Source organism: Silvibacterium bohemicum, from assembly GCF_001006305.1.
In the GTDB taxonomy this organism is placed as follows: Bacteria; Acidobacteriota; Terriglobia; order Terriglobales; family Acidobacteriaceae; genus Silvibacterium; species Silvibacterium bohemicum.
Map to the genome: position 1 here is coordinate 392,357 of NZ_LBHJ01000019.1, position 25,132 is coordinate 417,488.

General features: G+C 60.6%; 3 protein-coding genes (2 of these 3 cut by a window edge). All 3 read right to left on the reverse strand.

The genetic code is table 11. The features are described 5' to 3' along the window. Tightly spaced (each overlapping or abutting the next), the 3 genes in view from XX99_RS23005 to XX99_RS23015 form a layout consistent with a single transcriptional unit that may run on beyond the window. Positions 1 to 15,100, reverse strand: the 5' portion of a protein-coding gene (locus tag XX99_RS23005) for a hybrid non-ribosomal peptide synthetase/type I polyketide synthase (RefSeq protein WP_050061741.1). It extends 1,364 nt beyond the left edge of the window; 15,100 of the gene's 16,464 nt are visible here — the first part of the coding sequence; its start codon is at positions 15,098 to 15,100; its stop codon lies off the left edge, out of view. Beyond that, positions 15,097 to 18,507: a non-ribosomal peptide synthetase gene (locus XX99_RS23010; protein WP_050061742.1), complete on the reverse strand. Its 3,411-nt coding sequence runs from the start codon at positions 18,505 to 18,507 to the stop codon at positions 15,097 to 15,099. Before XX99_RS23010 ends, XX99_RS23005 begins: the two co-directional genes overlap by 4 nt. After that, positions 18,500 to 25,132, reverse strand: the 3' portion of a protein-coding gene (locus tag XX99_RS23015; protein WP_050061743.1) for a non-ribosomal peptide synthetase. 5,550 nt of this gene lie beyond the right edge of the window; only the last 6,633 of its 12,183 coding nucleotides appear in the window; its start codon lies beyond the right edge, outside the window; it ends in the stop codon at positions 18,500 to 18,502. The genes XX99_RS23010 and XX99_RS23015 overlap by 8 nt, the downstream gene beginning before the upstream one ends.

The window sequence follows — 25,132 nt, forward strand, 5'->3', positions numbered from 1 at the left end:
CAGACGTGTAGATGATGTATGCCGCATGCTGCGGTAGGGGATGCGTATTCCGCGGGTTGCCGTAACTGCCGCCGGTCAGTTCGACAGTGCAGGTTTCGACATCGGGCGATAGCTCTGCGCGCAACAGATCGCTGCTTAGCACCAGGGCTGGCGCTGCATCTTCCAGCATGGAACGGAGGCGCTCTGCAGGATACTCCCTATCCAGCGGAAGATAAGCTGCTCCGGTCTTCACAATTGCAAGCAAGGCCACAATCAATTCCAGAGAACGCTCCAGGTACACTCCCACGACGCTCTCCGGACCTATCCCCCGCTCGAGAAGAGAGTGCGCCAGCTGGTTGGCATATCGATTCACTTCGGCATAGCTGAGAGATCGCTCGCAGCAGACCACCGCTATCGCGTCCGGGGTCCGGGACACCTGCGCCTCGAAGAGCTCCTGCAAGGTCAACTCACGGAGCACTCTTTCCTCAGGATTAAATGTCGAGAGCAGAAGGCTGCGCTCCTGCGGCGACACAATCTCCAGGCGGGAAAGCATTGCTTCCGGATGCTCCGCAGCGGTTTCCAGCAGCCGGACGAATCGTTCTCCAATCGTCCAGCCCTCCGCAATACGTTCCGCAGCGTAATCGATCCGCAGGTAAAGCTGCTTCCAGGGCGCGACGATCAGCGTCAACGGATAGTGGGTTGCGTCATGCCCTGTGAGTCCCACTGCACGCACTCCATCGACCCACTGGGTCACCTGGCTTGCATCCATGGGATAGTTTTCGAAAACCAGCAGCGTGTCGAACAGTTCTTCGACACCGGCGGCCCGATGGATATCCGAGAGCCCGATGTGTTGATGATCCAGTAAGCTTCCTTGGCTTCGCTGAATGCCTTTCCAGAGATCCTCCAGCTTCTCGCTCGGCATCAACCTGACGCGCAGTGGAAGCGTGTTGATGAAGAGCCCAATCATGCGCTCCACTCCAGCCAACTCCGGCGGCCGGCCGGACACGGTGATCCCGAAGACGACATCGTCGCGGCCCGTGAACCGTCCCAGGAGCACTGCCCACAATCCCTGAATGAGCGTGTTCAAGGTGAGGCCGCGATGCCGTGCCACATCATGCAGCCGTGCGGTCAACTCCTCAGAGAGGTGATATTCCCATCGCTGCGACGAGCGCTCCGACGATGGTCCCGCTGCGATTCGTGTTGCACTATCGATGCCACTCAGATGTTCGCGCCAGACATCGAGAGCCGCATCTTTATCCTGTCGTGCGAGCCAGGCGAGGTAATCGCGATAGGGTCGCACCGCCGGCAAAGACTGATCGCCATAGAGCGCCAGCAATTCGCTAAATAACAGGGGCATGGACCAGCCATCGAGAAGCAGGTGGTGATTGGTCCATACGAGCAGGTACCGGTCGCGATCGCGGCCAATCAGTGCGACCCGCAACAGCGCTTTCCCTACATCGAGGCGCTCCCTTCGATCTGCTTCCAAAAACTCATCCACGCCCGATGAGTCGGGCAAGAATTCCTCCCGCCATTCCAGCTGAGCGCCTCGTGGAACAATCTGCAGCTTCTGTTCCCAGATCATCACGCGCAGATTGGGATGCCGCAGCAGCAAGGCTTCCGTTGCGCTGCGCATTCGTCTTGCGTCGAGCGGACCTTCAAGCTCCATGACGAACTGCACGGTGTATACGTCCGGACTGTCGGCATCGTACAGCGCATGGAAGAGCAAACCTTCCTGCAGCGGCGAAAGAGGCAGGACATCTTCTATGTCTGAGTGCATCTCCTCGAGCGCTTCCACCTGCTCCTGAGCTAGATCCACCAACGGGAAGTCCGACGGAGTATGACCGCCTTCGCCTCTTTCAACAGCCTGCGCCAAGGCTTCGAGCGATGCCTTCCAGCCGCCGGCAATTTCTTTCACATCGTCTTCGTCCAGATGCCGCCCAGCCCAGGTCCACGTCGCCGACAAGACTGGACCTTCTGGGCCGTCGACGGTGACCGCGTTGATCTCGAGAATGTGCGCCAGGGACATGCCGGGGTCTGCAGCCGCGCCCAGTTCTCCGGACCCTGTTTCTTCACTCCTCGCGAAGCGGCCCAGATAATTGAAACCGACCTGCGCGACCGGCAACGCTTCGAGTCGCGCCCCCAGCTGCGGATGCATATACCGAAGCAGTCCGTAGCGGAGGCCGTTAGCTGGAATCGCCCGCAGCCGCTCCTTGACCTGCTTCATCGTCCCTGCGACTTCGCCAGACACCGGAAGATTGACCGGATAGAGGCTGGTGAACCAGCCAACTGTGCGTGACAGGTCGAGTCCGCTCTCCATGGGCTCGCGCCCGTGGCCCTCCACATCCACCAGGATGGGCCGGTTGATTCCGTGGGCCAGCGCCGCCAGCAATACGTCGTTGATCCCGGCGTGGAATGCGGAGGGTACTTCCGTCAACAGAGATGCCGTCAGCTTCGCGTCGAGAGTCTGGTGCAGATGTCCGGCAGTGGCGTAGGTATCGCGAGCCGCGTCGAGTACATGCCCCGGAAGCATCGGAGCTCCGCGTTCGAGGAGGCCTTCCCACAGCGGCAGTTCGGACTCCGCAGCTGCACTGCAGGCTTCCTGCGCAAGATGCCGCGCCCATGTTCGAAAGGGTGTGGCAACCGGATCGAGCTGAGCGCCGCTCCATGCTGCGTGAAGATCAGGCAGCAGAATTCGCCACGAGACGCCGTCGACCGCGAGATGGTGGATCACCAGCCGCAATAGATTTTTTTCGCGGAACCACAACGCCTCGAACACTCTTCCCGCGGCCGGTTCGAGTTGCGCCTCTGCAGGTTCTCTTTCGATGCGCGTAAGACAGTCCTCTGCCCGCACGGATCCTCGCGGCTCAATGTGAACCCGCGCCGTTCCCTCGCTTCGCAGACGCAGAACATCATGCGTATCGATCAACGCCTGCAGGCCTTTCAACATGCGCTCCTCGTCCACTCTCGCAGGAACCTGAAGCGTCATAGATTGGCTGAACCGATTCAGATCTCCGCCCCGCTCCCACATCCATCGCATGATCGGCGTGGCCTCGAACTCTCCGATCCCAGCGAATTCGTCTTCGCTGCTCTCCGGGCGCGGCGCCACTCCTGCAACTGCGGCCAGGGCTTCGACTGTCTGTTGCGAAAAGACATCCCGCGGAGAAAATTTCAATCCCGCACGGCGCGCGCGGCTCACCAATTGAATGGAGACGATGCTATCGCCGCCCAGCCGGAAGAAGTTATCTTCCACGCCCACCCGCTCAAGGTGAAGTACCTCGGCAATGAGTTCACAGAGGATTTCCTCCGTTCTGTTTCGCGGGCCGCGATAGCCTTCGATGCGACGCACGGGAGCGGGGAGAGCCTGGCGATCGAGCTTTCCATTCGTCGTGAGAGGCAGCGACTTCAGCGTCACATACGCCGACGGCATCATGTAATCCGGCAGTCTTCCGGATAAACCGCGGTGCAATCTTTCCTCGTCCGGCACCGCGCCTTCCGCAGGTACGATCCAGGCCACCAGATGCTGTCCGGATGGTCCGCCGCTAAGAGCCAGCACCACGGCCTGCGCCACACCAGGCTCATCCCTCAGCGCCGCTTCGATTTCACCGAGCTCAATGCGGAAACCGCGAATCTTCACCTGCTGATCCGCACGGCCCAAGAATTCCAGCCTTCCGTTCTCTTGCCAGCGGGCCAGATCACCGGTGCGGTACATGCGCACGCCGGACAAAGATCCATGCGGGTCCGCGATAAAACGCTCCGCAGTAAGCGCCGGCCTGTTTAGATATCCTCGTGCCAGCCCTGCCCCGGCGATATACAACTCGCCAGAGACACCCACCGGCTGCGGCTCCAAACTCGCGTCCAGCACATACGCGCGGAGATCCGGAATGTTGCCGCCGATCAGGCTGCCGTGCGCGTTGCGCGCCAGTTCTCGATCCAATGGCTGGAAGGTCACATGAACGGTGGTTTCCGTGATGCCGTACATGTTCACTAGGAAAGGAGCGTTGTCGTCATGACGCGCATACCACTCCTCGAGACGTTTCGCATCGAGCGCCTCTCCGCCGAAGACGACATAGCGGAGAGAGAGAGCGCCGGACGTTGTCGAGAATTCCTTTTCCGCTTGGATCAACTGGTAAAAAGCCGATGGCGTCTGACTCAGTACGGTCACGCCTTCCTGCGCCAGCATTTCGAGCATCTCTACAGGCGAGCGGCTGATGGCCTTCGGCACTACCACGACGCGGCCGCCATAGAGGAGAGCACCCCACACCTCCCACACCGAGAAGTCGAAGGCAAAGGAGTGGAAGAAGCTCCAAACGTGATGAGGGCCGAAGTCAAACCAGCGTTCGGTAGCCGCAAACAGGCGGGCTACATTCCGATGCGTAATCACTACGCCTTTGGGCTTGCCTGTCGAGCCGGAAGTGTAGATCACATAAGCGGGATGATCCGGCTGCAAAGTCGGATGAGGTATCGAGTCCGGCGCGTTCTTTGCCGCCTCCGCATCCCACGCCATGCCATCGAGGCAAATCACTGTCTCGTCGTCGGGTAATCGTGAGCTCAGCTCGGTAGTTGTGATCACGAGCACTGGCGAAGCGTCGTTCAACATCGAACGCAGGCGCTCAATCGGATACTCCGGATCGAGCGGAAGATAGGCTGCGCCTGATTTCAAAACAGCGATCATGGCGACGATCATTTCCGCAGAGCGGTCAAGACAGATGGCGACCAGGCTCTCGGGATGTGCGCCGCGCTCGCTCAGGCGCCGGGCCAGCCGATCGGCGTGGCGATTCAACTCGCGATACGTGAGACTGCGGCCGCCTGAAACCACAGCCACCAAATTCCCGCTTCGCTCAACTTGCTTTTCGAAAAGATCAGGCAAGGTTGCCTGCGGAAACGGCGGCGCGGCGGCGTTGAAGTCTTCGAGCACCCGGCGTTTCTCTTCGGAAGAGAGAAGGTGTAGCTGCGACACGTTGGCATCGGGCTGCTCAGCAGCTGATTCCAGAAGGTGATAGAAGCACTCCCCGATCGATGAGCCGAAGCCTTCGCTGAAACAACCGAGGTCGTAGTCCATGCGCAGGGTGAACCTCACGCCGGGCATCACCACCATGCTCAGCGGATAATGCGTGGTGTCGTGGGCGCTGAACCCAGTCACGCGCAGGCCGCCGTTGCCTTGCGTCAGCGAACTCGTTTCGAGAGGATAATTTTCAAAGACGAACAGGGTATCGAACAGATCGCTCGATCCCGCCGCGCGCTGGATGTCGGCGAGGCCTATATGCTGATATTCGAGCAGCGTGCTCTGACTTTCCTGGATCGCCGTGCAGAGGTCGAGAAGCTTATCTTGCGCTCGCATCTTTACCCGCAGGGGCAGAGTGTTGATGAACAGACCGACCATCTGTTCCACGCCCGTCAATTCCGCCGGGCGCCCGGATACGGTTATGCCGAAGATTACGTCTTCCGTTCTAGTCAGACGTCCAAGGAGGACGGCCCACGAACCCTGCATCAGCGTGTTCATTGTGAGTCTGCGCCCGGATGCGAGAGCCTGCAACCGCCCAGTCAATTCATTCGGCAGCTCTCTCTCCCATCTTTGCGGGGGAAGCTTCGATGGCGGTCCTTCGGCCAACCGCGTTGGACGTTCAACACCGGCGAGATATTCGCGCCAGACCTCGAATGCGGTTTCCCGATCTTGTTTCGAGAGCCAGTCGAGATAATCCCGATAAGGACGAACCCTAGGCAGAACCTGATGCCCGTAAAGTGCGAGCAGCTCGCCGAATAGCAGCGGCATCGACCATCCGTCGAGCAGCATGTGGTGATTGGTGAGAACCAGCAGGTGCCGGTCTCTTGCCAGCTGCAATAACCCGAACCGCAACAGGCCCAGCAAAGGATCGAAACGGGCTTGTCTGTCGGCCTCAAGAAATTCCGTAGGATTCGACGTATCGAACTCCCGCCACTCCAGGCGAGGAGTGCTTGAAATCAATTGAACCGGCCGCTGCAGACCTTCGTGGCGGATGACGGCGCCCAGATTCCGATGCCGAGCCACCAACGCTTCCGCAGCTTCCCTCATTCGCGCAGCGTCCAGTTCACCGTCGAGCTCGAGGACGAATTGCACTGTGTAATGATCTGCAGCGCTCTCGTCGTAGAGCGCGTGGAAGAGGAGTCCTTCCTGCAAAGGAGAGAGCGGCAGAACGTCTTCGAGCCCTGGGTAGGCGTGCTCGAACTCTTCCAGCTGCTGCTGCGAGAGAAGGGCCAGCGGGAAATCCGACAGCGTATGGCCACCGGCTCCTTCTTTCACCTCACGTACGAGAGTTTCGAGCGCCTGCTCCCATCGATCGGCCAACTCGCACACCTGGTCCTCGCCCAGAAGGCGGCTGGCCCATGTCCATGTTGCGGACAAGACCGGTCCGTCGAGACCCTCGACGATTGCTGCGTTGATCTCTATCAAGTGGGCCAGTGGCATTCCTGGTGCGGCACCTGCGGCGGACATCTGTTCGTTGGCCGCAGTCAATTCTCCAGCCGCTCCACCGCCGAAACGGCCCAAATAGTTGAAGCTCAGTTGTGGCTCGGAGTATGGCTGAAAATCTTTCCCTCCATCCGCACGCAGATACCGCAGCAGGCCGTATCCAAAGCCATTACCTAGAATCGCGCGTAGCTGCTCCTTTGCCTGCTTCAAGGCATCGGACATGGTCTCGCCGGACACATCCAGGCTCACCGGATAGAGGCTGGTGAACCAGCCGACAGTGCGCGAGAGATCGAGACCGCTCTCTCCTGGCTCGCGCCCATGACCTTCGACGTCAACCGAGATCGGCTTCCCGATAGCAACCGCCAACGCGGCTAGAAACACATTATTGATCCCTGCGTGGAATGCTGCTGGAACGATCTTGAGCAGTGCGTCGGTGGTTTCAGATCCCACATTCTGTCGCCACCGGCCTGCGCTCGCCACCGTATCGCGCGCAGGGTCAAGATGCGCATCCGGAACAAGTTCGCCCCCACCGGTTAAGATTCGCTGCCATGCTGGCAATTCCGCCTGGAGTGCCTCGCTCGACGCGGTTTCCTCCAGCCATTCGGCCCACACTCGAAACGGAGTGCTGACGGCATCGAGATGAGGCTCTTCTCCGCGAGCGATGGCATTCCACGCGGCTTCGAGATCGGCGATGAGGATGCGCCACGATACGCCATCTACTGCCAGGTGATGGATCACCAGCAGCAGCTGACCCGCTTCGTCTTCATTGAAAAACACGGCCTCGATCATGCGTCCTGCGTGCGCATCGAGCCGGCCTTCAGCCTGTTCGACTTCGTCCTCTATCCGCAATTGACGGGCGTGCGAAGCAAGACCATCAAGCTTTACACTGCGCACGCGTGCTTCGGCGTCTGCGGAGCCGCGCGGCTCGATGCGCAGTTTCCATTCACTACCCTCTTCGACACGCATCCGCAGCACATCGTGCGTATCGATCAGGGCCTGGAGCGCCTTCGCGAAGTCAGCTTGATTCAGTTTTCCAACCCGCAGCAGAACAGACTGGCTGAATCGCTCCCAGCACCCTCCCCGCTCCACAAACCAGCGCATGATGGGAGTTGGCCGGAGCTCGCCGATTCCAGCTTCGAGATCCCATTGCGGACGTTCCGTTTTCGCCGCACGACCGGCGACAAGAGCCAGGTTCTCTACTGTCTGCTGCTGGAAGATGTCGCGAGGCGTCAACTCCAGTCCCGCTCGACGGGCCCGGCTCACCAGTTGTATGGAGACAATGCTGTCGCCGCCGAGGCGGAAGAAGTTATCGTCGAGTCCGACTTGCTGAAGATTAAGTGTGCTGGCGAAGAGTTCGCAGAGGATCTGTTCCTGGGGAGTGCGGGGAGCGCGATAGCCTCCACTGCGCTGTTGCGGTGCGGGCAGCGCCTTGCGGTCGAGCTTGCCGTTGGCCGTCAGCGGCATCTCGTCCAGCATCACGTAGTGCTCGGGAACCATGTAGTCCGGCAGCCGTTCGCTCAGCGATCGACGAAGCTCTGCGCCGTCCAATGCCGCGCCCTCCGCCGCCTTCACATACGCCACCAGCTGCCGGCCGCCGGGCCCGTCCTCGCGAACCACTACTACTGCCTGCTCCACTCCCGATTGAACGCGCAGCCACGCCTCGATCTCGCCCGGCTCGATGCGGAAGCCGCGGATCTTGACCTGCTGATCCACGCGGCCCAGGAACTCGATCGCACCTTCGGCTGTCCAGCGATCAGTAGTCCAACGGTCTGTAGTCCAACGAACAAGATCGCCGGTCCGGTACATCCGTGCACCCGGTTCTGCACTATAGGGATCGGCCACGAAGCGTTCCGCCGTTGCACTTGGCTGTTGCTGATAGCCACGCGCCAGGCCCGCTCCCGCTACGTACAGCTCACCCGCCACTCCAACAGGAACCGGTTCCAGCCACGCGTCGAGGACATAGACTCGGGTATTTCCGACCGGTCGTCCGATAGGAACCGTTCCCTCTTCTGCGCTCTCTACCAAGTGCCACGTGCTGAATGTCGTATTTTCCGTGGGGCCATAGACGTGAAGGAAACGGCGGGGCGCGCCGTGCGCCAGCACCTCGCGCACGCACGCGGAGTCTACCGCTTCGCCTCCGAACAGCAGGTCGCGCAGCCCGGAGAAGGATTGCGGCGCCTCCCGCGCGATCTGATTGAACAGGGCCGTGGTCAGGAACAACGTGTCGATCTGCCGCTCCCGCAGCGCATGGCCCATCGTCTCCGGCGACAGAATCACCTCGCGAGGCAGCACCACTACGCAGCCCCCGTTCAGCAGCGCGCCCCAGATCTCGAAGGTCGCCGCGTCGAACGATGCGTTGGCCGCCTGCGCGATCCGATCGCCCGGCTGCAGGTTCACGTAATCGCTGTCCCGCACCAGGCGCACAATCGCTTCCTGCGTGATCCCGATTCCCTTCGGCGTTCCCGTCGATCCCGAGGTGTACATCACATAGGCCAGATCTGTTGGACCGGCATATGTCTGCAAATCCTCTTCACTGGCATCGGACGCACCGGCAAGGTCAGCGCCCGCGGCAAGGTCATAGAACTGCGCGCCGCTTCCGGAAAGCATCGCCTCCACGCGCGCCGCGGGGTAGCTCAGATCCAGCGGAAGATAGCAGCCGCCGGCCTTAATCACACCCAGCATGGCCGCCAACATCTCCGCCCCACGCTCCATGCGCAGCGCCACCAAGCCACCACGCTGCAGACCGGAGGCGCGAAGATGCCGCGCAATCTGATTGGCACGCGCGTTCAGCTCTCCGTAACTGACACGCTCTTCTCCGCTCTCCACTGCCAGCGCCAACGGATCGCGGCGCACCTGCGCTTCGAATAGCCCTGCCAGCGTGCCTTGCGGGCGCTCACGACGATCACCGTTCCACACATCCAACAGATTTCGCCGCTCCGCCTCATCGATCAACTCCAGCTGGTGAAGACGCGTCTCAGGATGCTTCGACGCGCACTCCAAAACACGTTCGTACCAGCGAGCGATTCGCTCCGCTGTGGCGCGATCGAAGAGATCCTCGCTGTACTCCAACCCGCCAGCCAATCCCCATGCCTCGCCGCCTGAGCCCCGGCGCTCGGAGAGGATGAAGGTCAGGTCAAACTTCGCGATGGCGATCAACAGCGGCTCCGGACGCACCACGAGGTTCGCCATCCGCAATTCGCTCTCGCCCGTATTCTGCAGAGCGATCATGACCTGGAAGAGAGGATGGCGCGCCAGAGAGCGGTCCGGGGCCAGTGCTTCGACCACCCGCTCGAAGGGAACGTCCTGATGGCTGTACGCCTCCAGGTTGAAGCGGCGCACACGCTGCACCAGCTCCACAAAATTCGGATCGCCGCTCACGTCCGTGCGCAGAACCAGCGTGTTCACGAAGAAGCCGATCAGATCCTCAAGGGCTCGCTCGCCACGCCCTGCCACCGGGCTCCCCAGAGCTATCTCATCCTCCAAGCCCAGGCGCGACAGTAGCGCTGCAAGACCCGCCTGCAGCACCATGAACAGGCTCGCGCCTGTGCGTCGCGCCACCTCCACCAGTCGCTCGTGCACCGCCGCGCTGACGCTCAGCCCTACCGTCCCTCCGCGGTAGCTCGGGACCGACGGACGCGCTCGATCCACAGGCAACCGAAGCTCCTCAGGCAAACTCGCGAGTGCGCCGCGCCAATACGACAACTGCCGCTCCAGCTCACTCTCCGCGTCACCCTCCCGGCCCAGCAGCTCCCGCTGCCACACGCTGTAGTCGGCATATTGCACGCCAAGTGGCTCGTACTTCGGCTCACTGCCTCGGCTTCGCGCTTCATACGCATGCGCCAGATCACGGGCGAGAGGCCGCAGCGACCACTCATCTCCTGCGATGTGATGAAGGACGATCAAGAGAACGTGCTGGTCCGCTCCCAAGGTGAACGACCACACCCGCAGAGGGATCTCTTGAGTTATGTCGATTCCTGTCGAAGAAGCGGCCGCCAGCAGCCCCGCAATCGCCGACTCTTCGCACTCTTCCTTGATCCAACGCAGCGCTGTCTCATCGGCTGCGAGCACACGCTGGTAAGGTATGCCATCCTCATCGGGGAAGATGGTCCGCAGGCTCTCATGGCGCGCGATCAGGTCGGCGAAAGCCGCTTCCAGCGCGGCTTGATCGAGTGCGCCCTCCAGCCTGAAGGCAACGGCGATGTTGTAGGTGGCGCTCACTCCATCGCGGCGTTGCAAAAACCACAAGCGCTGTTGCGCATAGGAAAGTGGGATTCGACCGACCCGTGATTGCGGTACCAGTGCGGTGCGCGCCGAGCCCGCTCCACGTAACTGAATAGCTAGCCCGCGCACGGTCGGCTTCTCGAAGAACCCCGCTATCGAGAGTTCAACATTGAAAGCCTCTCGAAGGCGCGCCAGCAATTGAATCGCTAGCAAAGAGTGGCCGCCGGATGCGAGGAAATCGTCGTCGGCTCCAACCTGATCGATCCCAAGCAGCTCCGACCATATGCCTGCGATGGCCTGTTCCGCGGCATCCTTCGGCGCAACGTATGGATTGGGTAAGTTGGGACGCGCATGGCGAGACAGGGAGACGCTTGGCAGCACAGTGCGCACCGGCATGTGCTCTTGCATCTGCGCATCGCGGATTCGGGCATGAAGTCCGGTCGTCGAAACTACAACGCGGGGTGCATTTGCACTCAACGCGAATTCCAGGGCCAAGCCGCCTTCGGCCGGAGTGATGCCGTTTCGCAGGCTCAACTCCCGTTGCGCCTTCAGCGCGTCGGGAATTTCCGTTTCGACAGCCATCCCAACTTCTGCCCATGTATCCCAGTTCACGGAGACCACAGGAAAAGCGGCGGCGCGGCTTTCGGCAAATGCGTCCAGGTAGCAGTTGGCGGCTGCATAGTCTATCTGCCCAAAGCCGCCCATCACGGCGTTGATCGAGGAGGACATCAGGAAAAAATCCAGCGGGTCACCGCCGAATGTGTCCCACAGGATTTGAGTCCCCAGAACCTTTGCGGCCATTACACGATTGGCTTGCTCAGCAGTTCTGAGCTGAATCACGCCGCCGCCGGCAACACCGGCGCAGTGGAGAATGCCATTGATCGCGCCGAAACGCTGATGAATCTTTCCTCGGAGCTCGCGCACGGCGACGGGATCGGTGACGTCGGCGCTTTCAATCATCAGCTCGGCGCCGGAGCTCTGTATCTCCTGAATCCAGCGAATCTTTTCGATGTCCCATCCAGCGTCGGGGTGGCTGGCTGAACGTGAGATGAGGACGAGCTTTGCCTGCCATCGCGACGCAAGATGTGCGGCGAGTGCGAGTCCCATGCCGCCGAGCCCGCCAGTGATAAGATAGACGCCGTTCTGCCGGAAGCGGCACGCGGCATCCGCCGCATCGAGCCGTAGAGCTTCAAAGTCGATTGCCCATCGCCCATCGGAGCGAAGCGCAACCTGGCGCTCTTCGCTTCCGGAGAGCAACTCTTGAATGAGAATCGGCAGCGATGCATCATCTGCAGGAACATCGATGAATCGCGTGTGCAACTGGGGAAGCTCTTGAGCGATGACTTTGCACGCACCCGCCAGCAACGCGTTCTCCGGCCTCACCTGATCGACGGGCGAAACTTTGCCAGTCCCGGATGTAACGACGAACAGATTCACGATCTGAGACTGAGAGGAACCGGCGATGGCCTGAACAAGAGCAAGGAGACCGAAGAAGCCGTCGTCAGGCTTTTCGGCCGAGTCGCCCTTGCGGTCCCACCAATAAACAATCGATCGCGGAGCTTTGAGCGAAGAAATCTCCGCCGGCGAAGCAACGACAACCTTATGATTGCCGCGGCTCTCGAGTGCGCTGGCTAACTCCATGGCCCGCGCATGATTTCCGCACACGATCACCCAGGGAGCGGAAGGAAGAGCAGCCGCCGCTGGTGCGCCCAGATGTTTCCACACCGGCCTGTAAAACCACTCCTTGATGTCGTTCTTCTCGCTGCGGAGAGTGCGCGCGGGAGCAGCAACGGAATCGACCCAATAACGCTGCCGCTCGAAAGGATAGGTGGGCAGTGAAACCCGCATCCGTCTTTCGCCGCCATGAAATCCTCGCCAATCGATAGCAGCGCCATTGCTCCAGAGCGCAGCCGCAGCGCGCATCATGGTCTGCGAAGCAGGTGTTGGATCTTCCGCCCGCGACAGTGACGCGAGCACCAGCGGCCCGTTTTCATTCGCAAATGACGTGGCCAGCGTCGAGAGCACGCGGCCCGGCCCCACTTCGAGCAACGCCCGGCGCGATCCATCGTGAAGGGCTTGCAGATTCTGTCCGAAGCGGACGGTCCGGCGCAGATGTTGTCCCCAATAGGCAGGATCGGTTGCCTGCTCCGCGCTGATCCATGTTCCGGTCAGGTTGGAGAGATAAGGAAGCATCGGCGCGCGCAGATGAATTTGGCTGACGCGTTCTACGAAGGGCTCGACAATGGGATCCATCATCGAAGAGTGAAATGCATGCGAGGTATGTAGACGGCGGAAAGCTATGGAACGCCTTGCCAACTCTGTTTCCGCGCGCTCAATTTCCTGCACTGTTCCCGAGAGGACCGAGAGCGATCGACCATTGACCCCAGAAAGCGAGAGGCCACCGCGAAGAAAATCGCCCAGCTCCTCTTCCGGCAAAGGGACGCTCAACATCGCGCCAGCGGGCAGCGCCTGCATAAGCTTGCCTCGCGCCGCCACCAGTTCCAGCGCGTCCCGCAGGGAGAGGACACCGGCCAGACAGGCGGCCACATATTCGCCGATGCTGTGTCCGGCCATCGCAGATGGAGCGATGCCCCAATGCATCCAGAGCTGCGCCAGCGAGTATTCGATTGCGAACAGCGCCGGTTGGGCGATCTCCGTTCGATTGATCGCGCTCTGGGCCTCGGGACTTGCAAAGTCCAATCCTGTGCAGTTCCGCAGAATCGCGTGACACTCATCGAGATGCCGGCGAAAGACCGGCTCTGAGCTGGAGAGCTCACCGCCCATTCCTGCATGCTGGGAGCCCTGGCCGGGAAAGAGAAAGACCACAGGCAACCGCGAAGCCGTTCCGGAGATGACATAGCCGGGATCGCTACGCTCCCATGCCGATTGTGCCTCCGCCACGTTGCTGGTCTGCAACAACAGTGCGCGTCGATGCTCGAACGGTTGCCGCCCTACGCCGAGAGTCCAGGAGACATCCGCGATGTTGATGCCGGGATGCTGATCCGGATGCTGATCTGGATGCTGATCCAGGTGTCGCACCAGATTGGCCGTCGCCTGATCGAGCGCGGCCTGCGTTTTGTTCGACACCGGTAACAACTGCCAATCGCGGTTACTAATGGACTTCGCAACCTGCGACGGTTCCTCGAGAACGACGTGGGCATTGGTGCCACCAATCCCGAACGAGCTCACACCCGCGCGACGCGGACCGCCTGCGCTTTCCCATGGCTGCAGCCGATCCACGATGTAGAACGGACTGTTTTCGAGATCGAGCCCAGGGTTGGGGGAATGATAGTGAAGACTAGGCGGCAAAGTTTTGTGCTGCAGCGCCAGCACCGTCTTGATCAGGCCAGCGATTCCTGCTGCGACGCTTAAGTGGCCCAGGTTGGTCTTCACCGATCCCAGACCGCAGAATTGCCGGCGCGCGGTCTGCATCCGAAAAACCTGAGTGAGCGCGGCCAATTCCACGGGATCGCCCAACGCCGTGCCCGTTCCGTGGCCTTCGATATAACCAATGCTGTCGGGGTCGAAGCCAGCCATGGCCAGCGCTGCGCTAATGGCGCGCGCCTGCCCATCAACGCTCGGCGCGGTATAGCCGATCTTATCCGCGCCGTCGTTGCTCAGCCCGAATCCGCGAATCACCGCATAGATCTGGTCTCCGTTCGCAAGCGCATCCTCGTGTCGCTTGAGGACAACGATCCCGGCGCCAGCGCCGCCCACGGTGCCGTCAGAAGAGGCGTCGTAGGCGCGGCAATGGCCGTCCTTCGAGTTGATGCCGCCCTGCGTCCAGAAGTAGCCGCCGCCTTGCGGCACAAAGATGGAAACACCGCCCGCAAGCGCGATATCGGACTGGTAATGGAGCAGACTCTGGCACGCCTGGCAGACCGCAACCAACGATGTCGAGCAGGCCGTTTGAACGGTGACAGCAGGACCGCGAAGATTGAGCTTGTATGCGACGCGGGTGGTCAGATGGTCCTTATCGTTTGCCACTGCAAGCGCAAATATTCCTGTCGCTGTAACCAGAGCCGGATTGTTGTAGAGGTTGAACAGATAGCTCGGCAAATCCGCGCCGCCGAAGACTCCGATCAGCGCATCTTCCCGGCTCGGATCGATTCCCGCATCCTCGAGCGCCTCCCACGCACACTCGAGAAAGAGGCGCTGCTGGGGATCGATGATTTCGGCCTCACGCGGATTGATTCCAAAAAATGCAGGGTCGAACTTGTCGACATCCGCGAGGACTACGCCCCGTCCAACGAAATCGCGCCGGTTTCGAACCGCCGGATCTTGACCCGCAAGCCGCAGATCGTCATCTGTCAGCTCCCGGATCGATTCATGGCCGGAGACGAGATTGTTCCAGTATTCAGCTCCATTTATCGCGTCGGGAAAACGGCAGCCAATGCCAACCACCGCGATGGCATTCGTCATTTCCTGCGGCTCGGGCGCAGACGAATCGCTCACGAATTCATCTCCATGCGACCGTTGCTGCGTTGTGTGCGCCGTGCAGCCAGCTGCTGCACGGCCTCTCTCTGCTTTTGAGCACGATCTTCCGGACGCGGGCTCTCGAGGCTGGGACCGCTGCTTTCCTTCGCCGCCATCGGCTTCAAGGTCTTGAGTCCATCGAGAAATGCGGCGAGGAGTCTGATCTTGGGGTAACGGAACAGATCGATGGTGGCGATATCGGAGCTGACTTTCTCGCGCAGCTGCGATAGCAGCTTGATCAGCAGCAGAGAATCTCCTCCGAGATCGAAAAAGTTTTCCTCCAACCCGATGTGTTCCATCCCCAGCACCTGGCGCCATACGGACGCCACCATCTGCTCCATGCCGGAAGCGGAAACAGCGTCCTCTGGTTTTGGCAACGTTGCTCGACGATGCGGCGACGGCAATGCTGCGCGGTCCAGTTTTCCGTTCGGTGTGCGGGGGAGAGCGCTCAGGAATTCAAACGCCGAGGGAATCATGTAATCCGGCAGACGCTCAACGAGCGCTCGCCGCAGTGCAGTGATATCCGGATCAAAACCTTTTTCAAGCACGACATATGCAACCAGATATTTGCCACCCGGGCCATCTTCGCGGGCCAACACGGTCTGCTGAGCTATCCCCGGCTGCTCTTGCAGAACGGCTTCGATCTCACCTGGTTCTACTCGGAATCCGCGAATCTTCACTTGGTGATCGACGCGCCCCAGGAACTCGAGCTTGCCGTCCACACGCCAGCGGGCGCGATCGCCGGTCCGGTACATTCGCTCCGCCGGAGCGCCGTGGGGATCGGCAACAAAACGTTCCGCTGTCCGCTGCGCACGTCGCCAATATCCTCGCGCGATACCGTCGCCGGCCAGATACAGATCACCCTCCACGCCAACGGGAGAAAGCTGCAGTTGGGAATCGAGCACATACGCGCGTGAATTCCACAGAGGCGTTCCGATATCCGGATCTCCCGCGGAGTCACGCGAACAAAGGCTGATCGTCGAATATGTTGTGTCTTCTGTCGGGCCGTACAGGTTATAGACACGTTCGATGTGCTCGAATCCGTAAAGTCCCTGGACCAGGGAGCCTCTGAGTATCTCGCCGCACAGATTCACTGTTCGAACACCAGACGGCAACGCGCGTAATTCAAGCAATGTCTGCGCCGCAGAAGGCACCGTATTGACAAGCCGCACCTGATCCCGCGCGGCGAGATGCTGCAGCTCGAGAGCTGAAGCAGCAAGGATCACGGTACCGCCGTGAATGGGCGTCAACAGAAGTTCAAAGACAGAAAGATCGAAACAGATCGAGGTAGAGGCCAGCACCCCGGACCACTCCTCGGGGGTGTAGATGCTTCCTGCCCAGGCCGCGAAGGTGACGATGCTGCGATGTTCGACCACTACGCCTTTAGGTTTGCCGGTGGATCCGGAGGTGTACATCATGTAGGCCGGATGCCGCGACAGAAGCGGGAATGTGCGCTCCCTGTTGAGAGGATTCTGCTCGGAGGCTTCAGATACGGCCTGCATGGTGTCGGCAGCATCAAGCGGAAGGATGCGGGCGGCATTGGGAAGTCTGCGTTGCACGGCAGTTGCACTCAGGATAAGCAGTGGTGCAGCGTCTGCCACCATGTATTCCAGCCGCGCCTCCGGATACGCTGGATCGAGCGGTACATAAGCGGCTCCCGCCTTCAATACGGCGAGCAGGGCCACCACCATTTCGATCGAGCGATCCAGGCAAATCCCGATGAATGCCTCAGGCCCCGCACCCATAGCGATCAGATGGTTGGCCAAGCGATTGGCGCGAGCATTCAGCGAGCGATAGCTCAACCGCTCCTCGCCATGCACCAGCGCCACTGCAGCAGGATTGCGCTCTACCTGCTCCTCGAACAGCTGCACCACGGTTGTGTCGCGAAGTTCGCGGGGCGCCGGATTGAAGTCGTCGAGGAGCCGCCGCTGGTCGGTGTCCGAAAGTATGGCAAAGCGCCGCAGCGGGAGATCCGGACTTCTCAGGACATTCTCGATGAGCTCTCGATGATGCCGTGCCATCTGCTCGATGCGCCACGCATCGAAAAGATCACTGTTATAGAGCCAGTAAATGTCTAATCCAGACTCGCTTTCGACGGCATTCACATCCAGGTCGAAACGCGCGTGCATCTCCTCAACCGCCACGGGCTCGAGCTGCAATCCCTTCAGGCTTTGGGGACGCGAGGGCGCATTCTGCAGGGCGAAGACGACTTGAAAAAGCGGGCTCGCATTGAGACTTCGCTCCGGAGACAACTCGCCCACGATGCGCTCAAAAGGCACGTCCTGATGGTCGTATGCGTCGAGCGTAGTCTGCTTTACCTGGCCGAGCAGCTCGCGGAAGGTGAGGTCAGGGTTGACGCGTACCCGCATCACCAGCGAGTTCACGAAGAAGCCGATCAGGTCTTCGAGTTGCGCGTCGAGGCGGTTGGCAATCGGCGTACCGACGACAATGTCCTGCTGGCCGGTGTAGCGCTCGAGGAGCACGGCGAACGATGCGAGCAACGCCATGTAGAGCGTCGCATGGCCGGCCTGCAGCATAGGTTGGAATGCGGCCAGTTGGTCAGGGGAAAGATGCGCGACGCCGACACCCGCAGCAAACGTTTGCACCGGAGGCCGGGGCCGGTCCGAAGGAAGCTCAAGGCGCGCCGGTATGCCGGCCAGTTCCTCTTTCCAATATTCGAGGCCGGAGGCCAGAGCACCGCCTTCGAGATGATTGCGCTGCCAGAGTGTGAAATCGGCGTACTGCACCGGCAGGGGCGTCAGCGGGTTCTCGCGGCCTTCGCAAAAGGCTTCGTACAGCAGCGCAAATTCCCGGCTCAAAATGGACGAAGACCAGCCATCCGAAACGATGTGATGAAGCGTGATCAGCAGGAGATGATCCTCATCGTCCAGCTCCAGCAACTTGGCTCGCAGGAGAGGACCGCGGCTCAGATCGAATGGCTCACCCGCTTCTTTTCTTGCAGCCTCCGCCATGGTCTGGAGCCGCGAATGTTCTTCGAGTCCACGCCGCTGCTCTACGGGGATGGCGATCTGCAGCGAGTTGTCGACAATCTGCTCGGGCGTGCCGCTTACGTCAACAAAACGGGTGCGCAGGCTCTCATGACGCGCGACGATGGCATTGACGGCCATTTCCATGGCCGTCACATTCACGGGGCCGCGAAGGCGCATTGCCTGGGGAATGTTGTACTCCACACTCGAAGAACTGAGTTGACTCAGGAACCACAGGCGTTGCTGCGCGAACGAAAGAGGGATATGGGAGGGACGTGTCTGCGCGGCAAGGGGCTGCACCGGCCGCGTATAGGACCACCCCGTTCCATCCCACCACACAGTGCAGCCAGCTTCGGTATCGTAGCCTTCTTCTCCGATGAGGATCGCTTCGTCAAGCATTGGTGGTTTGCCTCCTTACGACAGTGGAAGACCTTGCGTATTGAACTGCGGATCGGCCCGCGGCTTTCGTCAGGGCAAGTTTTTCTGCCAGTTCCGCGACCGTGGGCGAGTCCCACATCGTGCGGATGGATAGCTCCGCACCGAGTGCATTCCTCACCCGGCTCACCACGCGTGTGACCAGCAACGAGTGTCCGCCCAGCGCGAAGAAGTCGTCATCGATGCCGACTTTGGGGATCGAGAGGACCTCGGCAAAGATCCGGCACAGCTCCTCCTCGGTAACCGACCGCGGCATTCGATGCGAGTGGCCATTGCGATCCGGCATGGGTAGGCTGCGCCGATCCAGCTTGCCGTTAACGGTGAGGGGCAGCGCGGCCAATGTGAGAAAGGCCGAAGGCACCATGTGGCGGGGAAGACGATCGGAAAGCGCGCGGCGCAGAGCGTCCGGTTCGGGTGTGCGGCCTTCAGTTGGAACCACCCAGGCCACCAGCTGTGCGGCTCCGTGACCGTTCTGGCGCGGATCGTTCGCGCGAAGATCGACGGCGGCGTGAGCGATATCGGGGAGATCTTTGAGTGCGGCTTCGATCTCACCGGGCTCGATGCGATAGCCGCGTATCTTCATCTGCTGATCGGCACGGCCCAGAAACTCCAGGATCCCATCCGGCTTCCAGCGCGCGCTGTCGCCGGTCCGGTACATCAACGCTCCACGCTGGTAGGGATTCGCTACAAAGCGCTCCGCCGTCAGCGCCGCACGCCCCAGATAGCCACGCGCAAGGTTTGTCCCCGACACATAGAGCTCTCCCGCCACACCCAATGGCACAGGTTCAAGGTTGTCATCTAGCAAATACAGCCGCGTATTCGCGATCGGGCGGCCGATCGGCACAGCGCCCGCCTCCGGCAAATCAGCGGCGCACGCATGATGCGTCACCTGCACCGTCGTCTCCGTCGGACCGTACAGGTTCACCAGCGGCACGCCCCAGCTCCGCTCCACTTTCCGTGCCAGTTGGTTCGAAAGAGCTTCGCCACCGGAAAAGACCATGCGCAGACCGCTCGGCTTGTGCATATCCGACGCGCATACCGCCTCCAACAGCGTCGGCACAAACTGTGCAACGGTAACCCCTGCACGCTCCATCGCTGCATGCAGCGCCATGGGATCGCGCGACGTCTCCGCACTCACCATACACACACGCGAACCGCTGAGAAGCGGCAAGAACAGCTCCCACACCGCCGCATCGAAGCTCATCGAGGTGCGGAACAGAACTGTGTCTCGCTCGTCTACCGGATACTGCGCGCACATCCACTCCATGTGGTTCAGCAGCGCACGATGCTCAACCACCACACCCTTCGGCGTACCCATCGAGCCCGACGTATAAATCACATAAGCCGTATGCGCTGCCTGCAGAGCACTCACCCGCTCCGCGTCCGACGGGTTATGCTCCGCAGTGCCCAAGCCGTCCCGATCCAGACTGGTCTCATCCAGATCAACCACATCGATCGATGCCGGAAGATGGGGTCGGTGCTCCGCGCTGCTCAGCACCACAGAGACTCCCTCCAGCATCTGTTGCAGGCGCTCGGATGGATATTCCGGATCGAGCGGCACATAGCCGGCTCCCGCCTTCAGCGCGCCCAGGATGGCCACCACCATCGCAGGCGTTCGCTCCATGCAGATGCCAACTAGGCTCTCCGGACCCACTCCGCGGCCGATAAGAAAATGCGCCACGCGGTTCGCTCGCCGATTCAGCTCGTCGTAGCTCACCGTCTCCCCGTCAAACCACAACGCCGTTGATGACCCGCTGGGATCCACCTGATCTTCGAAGCGATCCACTAACGTTCCCGCAGCTACTTCGAACTCCGTCGCGTTAAATTCCTCCAACACGCGACCCCGCTCCTCTGCAGATAACTGACCGAGTGCGGAAAGAGCCTGCTCCGAAGACTCCAGAACATTTTCGAGAATGCGCATGTAGCGTTGCGCCATCTGCTCGATACGCCACGCGTCGAAGAGATCTTTCTTGTACAGCCAGTAGAGCTGCAGCGATTCGCCCTGTTCCAACCAATGCAGTTCAAAGTCATAGCGCACGCTGCGCTCTTCGCTCGCCACCAGCGAGATTTTGATTCCCTTGAGCTGGCTCTTCTGTGAGGGCGCATTCTGCACCGCGAAACTAACCTGGAAGATAGGCGTCGAGTTCACCGACCTCTCGGGTGAAAGCTCTTCGACCAAGCGCTCGAATGGGATGTCCTGATGTTGATAGGCATCGAGCGTGCTTCGCCGTACCTCGCTCAGAAGCTGGCGAAAGCTAATCCCAGGCGTTACCTTTACCCGCATCACGAGCGTGTTGACGAAAACCCCGATCAGATCTTCCAATTGGGAGTCCTGACGATTGGCTATCGGCGAGCCGGCGACGATGTCCTGCTGACCGGTGTGGCGTTCGAGCGTCAGGGCGAACGCGGCCAGGAGTGTCATGTAGATCGTCGCGCCATTTTCGCGGCTCAGCGCCTTCAGCCTCGCAGTTTGTTCGGCTGCGACACTTACGCTCACAACATCGGCTGCATACACCGGCTGGGCAGGACGCGGGCGATCCAAGGGAAGTTCCAACCTCTCAGGAATGCCCGCCAGTTCCCGCTTCCAGTAGTCGAGGCCCTCCTGCAGTGCTCCACCCTCCAGCCAACTCCGCTGCCAGAGCGTGAAATCGGCGTATTGCACCGCCAGAGGTTGCAGCGGATTTTCCAGGCCTTCGCTGTACGCTTCATAGAGTTGCCCGAATTCGCGATTGAAGACGCCCGTCGACCAGCCATCCGAGGCGATGTGATGACAGGTGCGGAGCAGAATATGTTCTTCCGCTGCCAGCTTCAGCAGCTTGAAGCGCAGTACCGGACCTCGGCTAAGGTGGAAGGGATCGTGCGATTCACGGCGCATCGCGTCGATCACAGCTGCTTCGCGGAGGGCTCCAGCCAAATCACTCAGATCCTCGAGCGGCACGCTGATCCGCAGTTCGGCTTCGATGACCTGCACCGGCTGACCGTCTTTCTCAGAGAAGTGGGTGCGCAGACTTTCATGCCGATCCACAATCGTCTGGACGGTGCGCTGCAACGCTTCGAGATTCAATTCGCCTTTAAGATGGAGTGCCTCGGGCATGTGGTATTCACGGCTGTCACCCTGCAGTCGATCGATAAACCACAGCCGCTGCTGCGCATAAGACAGTGGAATCTCAGCCGGCCTCGATCGGGCCTCCAGCCTGGGCCGCGCCTCAGGCTTCCCGCGCCGCGCTTCTTCAAGCACCTTTGCCAGATCATCCAGTCGTGGCGCGTCGAAGAGAGCTCGCACCCGAAGTTCCACTCCAAAGGCGTCACGCACCCGGCTCATTACTTGAGTAGCGAGGAGCGAATGGCCGCCCAGTGCGAAGAAGTTGTCCGTGTGCCCGACCAGGTCGAGCCCGAGCACTGATTCCCAGATCGCGGCGAGAACTCTTGCCGTTTCTCCTTGCGGCTCCTGGTATTCGCCGGTTGTGCGCGCGGATCTTCCTGGCACCGGCAATGCCGCACGATCCAGCTTGCCATTTGCAGTAAGCGGCCAGGCAGGCAGCACAACGACCGACACCGGAATCATGTATTCGGGCAGAGAATCCTTCAGGTATTCCCGCAGCGACCATCCCAGCTGATTGTCGACTGCGGTCCGCGACGGATCGTTGGTAAATTGCCGATAGTGTGCGGCCGGCGTCTCCTCCAGCGGAACTGCAGGATGCCAGCGCGGATGGAAGATGGCTTCATAGACTCCGCTGCTGTTGAAGCCGCGCCAGGAAACCTCGACGCCGAGACTCTGCGCCAGCTGCATCACGGCATCGGGATCTTCTCCGGAAACATGCGCAGTTGCCGCGCGAAGCTGCGCGACATCGCGGATGTCATAATCTCCCGATGACAGCAGGCTCGCGATTTGTACTGTGCCCGCTATACGGCGGTCGCGCAGGCCGCGAACTGCAACGGACTCCTCCGGCGCCGCCGCGAATGCTTCCTCCAGCTTTTCGCGCCAGATGCCGGCTTCATCCCATTGCACCCAGACCACTGGCTCTTCAATCGCCTCCCTGACGCCCACGGTGATCGCGACGTCATAACGGAATCGGCTAAGCTCGTTGTCATACGCGCCTGCTTTGAGCGATACCTCACACCGCCCGGCCTTTTCCCCACGGCTGGCCAGGTCGAAGAACAACTGTGGATTGAGAAGCAGCTCTTTATCGGCAAGCTGTGCGCGAAGCACACGCTGACGCAGATCCGAGAGTGAGGTTTCGGGGCTGGCCTGATGCATCTGCACGGATGCGTGATATGCACCCAACAACGGCAGGCTCCGCACATCGCCGACAAAGATATGCCCGCCTCGCCGGGTTACACGCAATGCCTCGTTCAGCACTTGCATCAGGTACCCGGTATCCGGGAAATATTGCACAATGGAATTCAGGATCACGAGGTCGACACTGTCGTCAGCCAGAAAACTGAGATCGTGCGCCAACCCCTGCCGAAGCTCCACATGAGCGAGATCGCGGCGAGTGGCGAGATAGCGCCCCAGTTTGTCCAGAGCCTTGCCGGAGAAATCGAGTCCGGTATAGCTCTTACTTCCGGTCGCAAGACGCGTGAGCAGCAATCCGGTTCCGCAACCTACTTCTACAACGTTCGCAGCCTTCAGTCGACGAAGGCTCGCAACCGTCTCGTCGACCCAGATGCGCATTTCTCCGGGCGCTATGGGCTGCCCGGTGTAACTGCTCTGCCATCCTGAGATGTCGAAATCGCCGTCTTCTGCCGCGCCTTCGGAATAGATCGTCTCGTAGAGTTCCTGCCAGCGTGTCACGTGCGACCGGTGCAGGCCGGTCTGCTCCGCTGGCTCGCGACGTCCGACGACATAGGCCAGCAGCTGCTTCTGCCCCGTGTGCTCGTGGACCGTCAGCAACGCGTCTGCGACATCTGGATGATTTCGCAACGCTGATTCAATCTCGCCTAACTCGATGCGAAAGCCCCGGATCTTCACCTGGAAGTCGGCGCGTCCAATGAACTCGATCTGACCCTCAGCACTCCAGCGCGCGCGATCTCCGGTGCGATACATGATTTCGCCGGATTGCGTGGCGTAGGGATTGGCTACGAAGCGTTCGGCCGTCAATCCGGGCCGGTGGAAATACCCTCGCGCAAGACCTCTGCCCGCGACATAAAGCTCGCCGGTGACACCCAGTGGAACCGGCTTCAGATCCGCATCGAGAATGTAGGCGCGCGAATTCGCAACTGCACGTCCGATGGATACCGACTCCGCATCCTCCGCGATGGAACGCAGCAGATACCAGCAGCTGAAGGTGGTGTTCTCGGTCGGCCCATATGCATTCAGCAGCCTTCCCGGAGGCCCATCTCGCAACACCGAACGCATGCACCGCGGATCGGCCGCCTCTCCGCCTACGAGGACGTCGCGCACGCCGGCAAACGATCCCGGCGCCTCCTTCGCCATTTGATTGAAGAGAGATGTCGTCAGAAAAAGCGTGTCGACCCGATACTCCTGCAATGCTTCGGCCAGGGCCGAGGGAGACAGAACGATTTCGCGCGGAAGAATTACGGCCACGCCTCCATTAAGGAGCGCGCCCCACGCCTCGAACGTCGCAGCATCGAAGGATACGTTCGAGGCCTGCGCCACTCTCGTGCCAGGCACGAGCTCTACATAGTCCGTATCGCAGACCAATCGAACAATGGCGCGGTGCGGAATTGCCGCTCCCTTCGGAGCGCCAGTCGATCCCGACGTGTACATGACATAGGCAAGATCCTCGCAGGTATTGCTGTGCGGCGGGTTCGAAGATTCGTCGCCCTTCATGAGCTCTTCGATCGCCAGACAATCGACGTTCAGGGTGGAAAACTCCTGGCATTGCTGCGCAGTCGTCAGCACGATTCCGGCACGGCTGTCGGTCAGCATGGAGTGAATGCGGGTCTTGGGATAAGAGAAGTCCAGCGGCAGATACGCCGCTCCTGCCTTGATGATCCCCAGCATGGCGATCATTTCTTCCGGGCAGCGTTCCATGGACAGGCCTGCCAGACTGCCCCGGCCAACCCCGCATCTCTGCAATTGCCAGGCAACAGCATTGGCAGCGGCGTTGAGCTCCGCATAAGTGAGCGAGCGCTCCCCGTAGAGAATTGCCGTCGCGGCCGGATCGCGATCAACCTGCTCTTCGAAGAGCTGCGAAAGCGTCTTCCCGGATTCAACTTCGCCTGAGGGGTTGAACTCTTTGAGCACCTGTCGCTCATCTGCGTCGGTAAGCATCGATATGTCGCGTAACGGCAGATCCGGCGTTGCCGCCACCGCCTCAAGCAGGCTGGTGAAATGACGAAGCATCTGCGCGATGCGCCAACCATCGAATAGATCGCGGTTGTACATCCATACCAGCTCGAGGCCGCCATCCCGCTCAACACAGTGTGCCTCGATGTCGAATCGCACGCGCAGCTCCTGGGCTTCGACAGACGTGATCTCGAGTCCGGCCAGCGTGCGCGCTCTGGTGGGCGCGTTCTGCAGCGCGAACATCACCTGAAAGAGCGGCGTTGCGCTCAGGCTGCGCTCCGGGGCCAACTCTTCCACCAGCCGCTCGAACGGGATGTCCTGATGCTGATAGGCGTC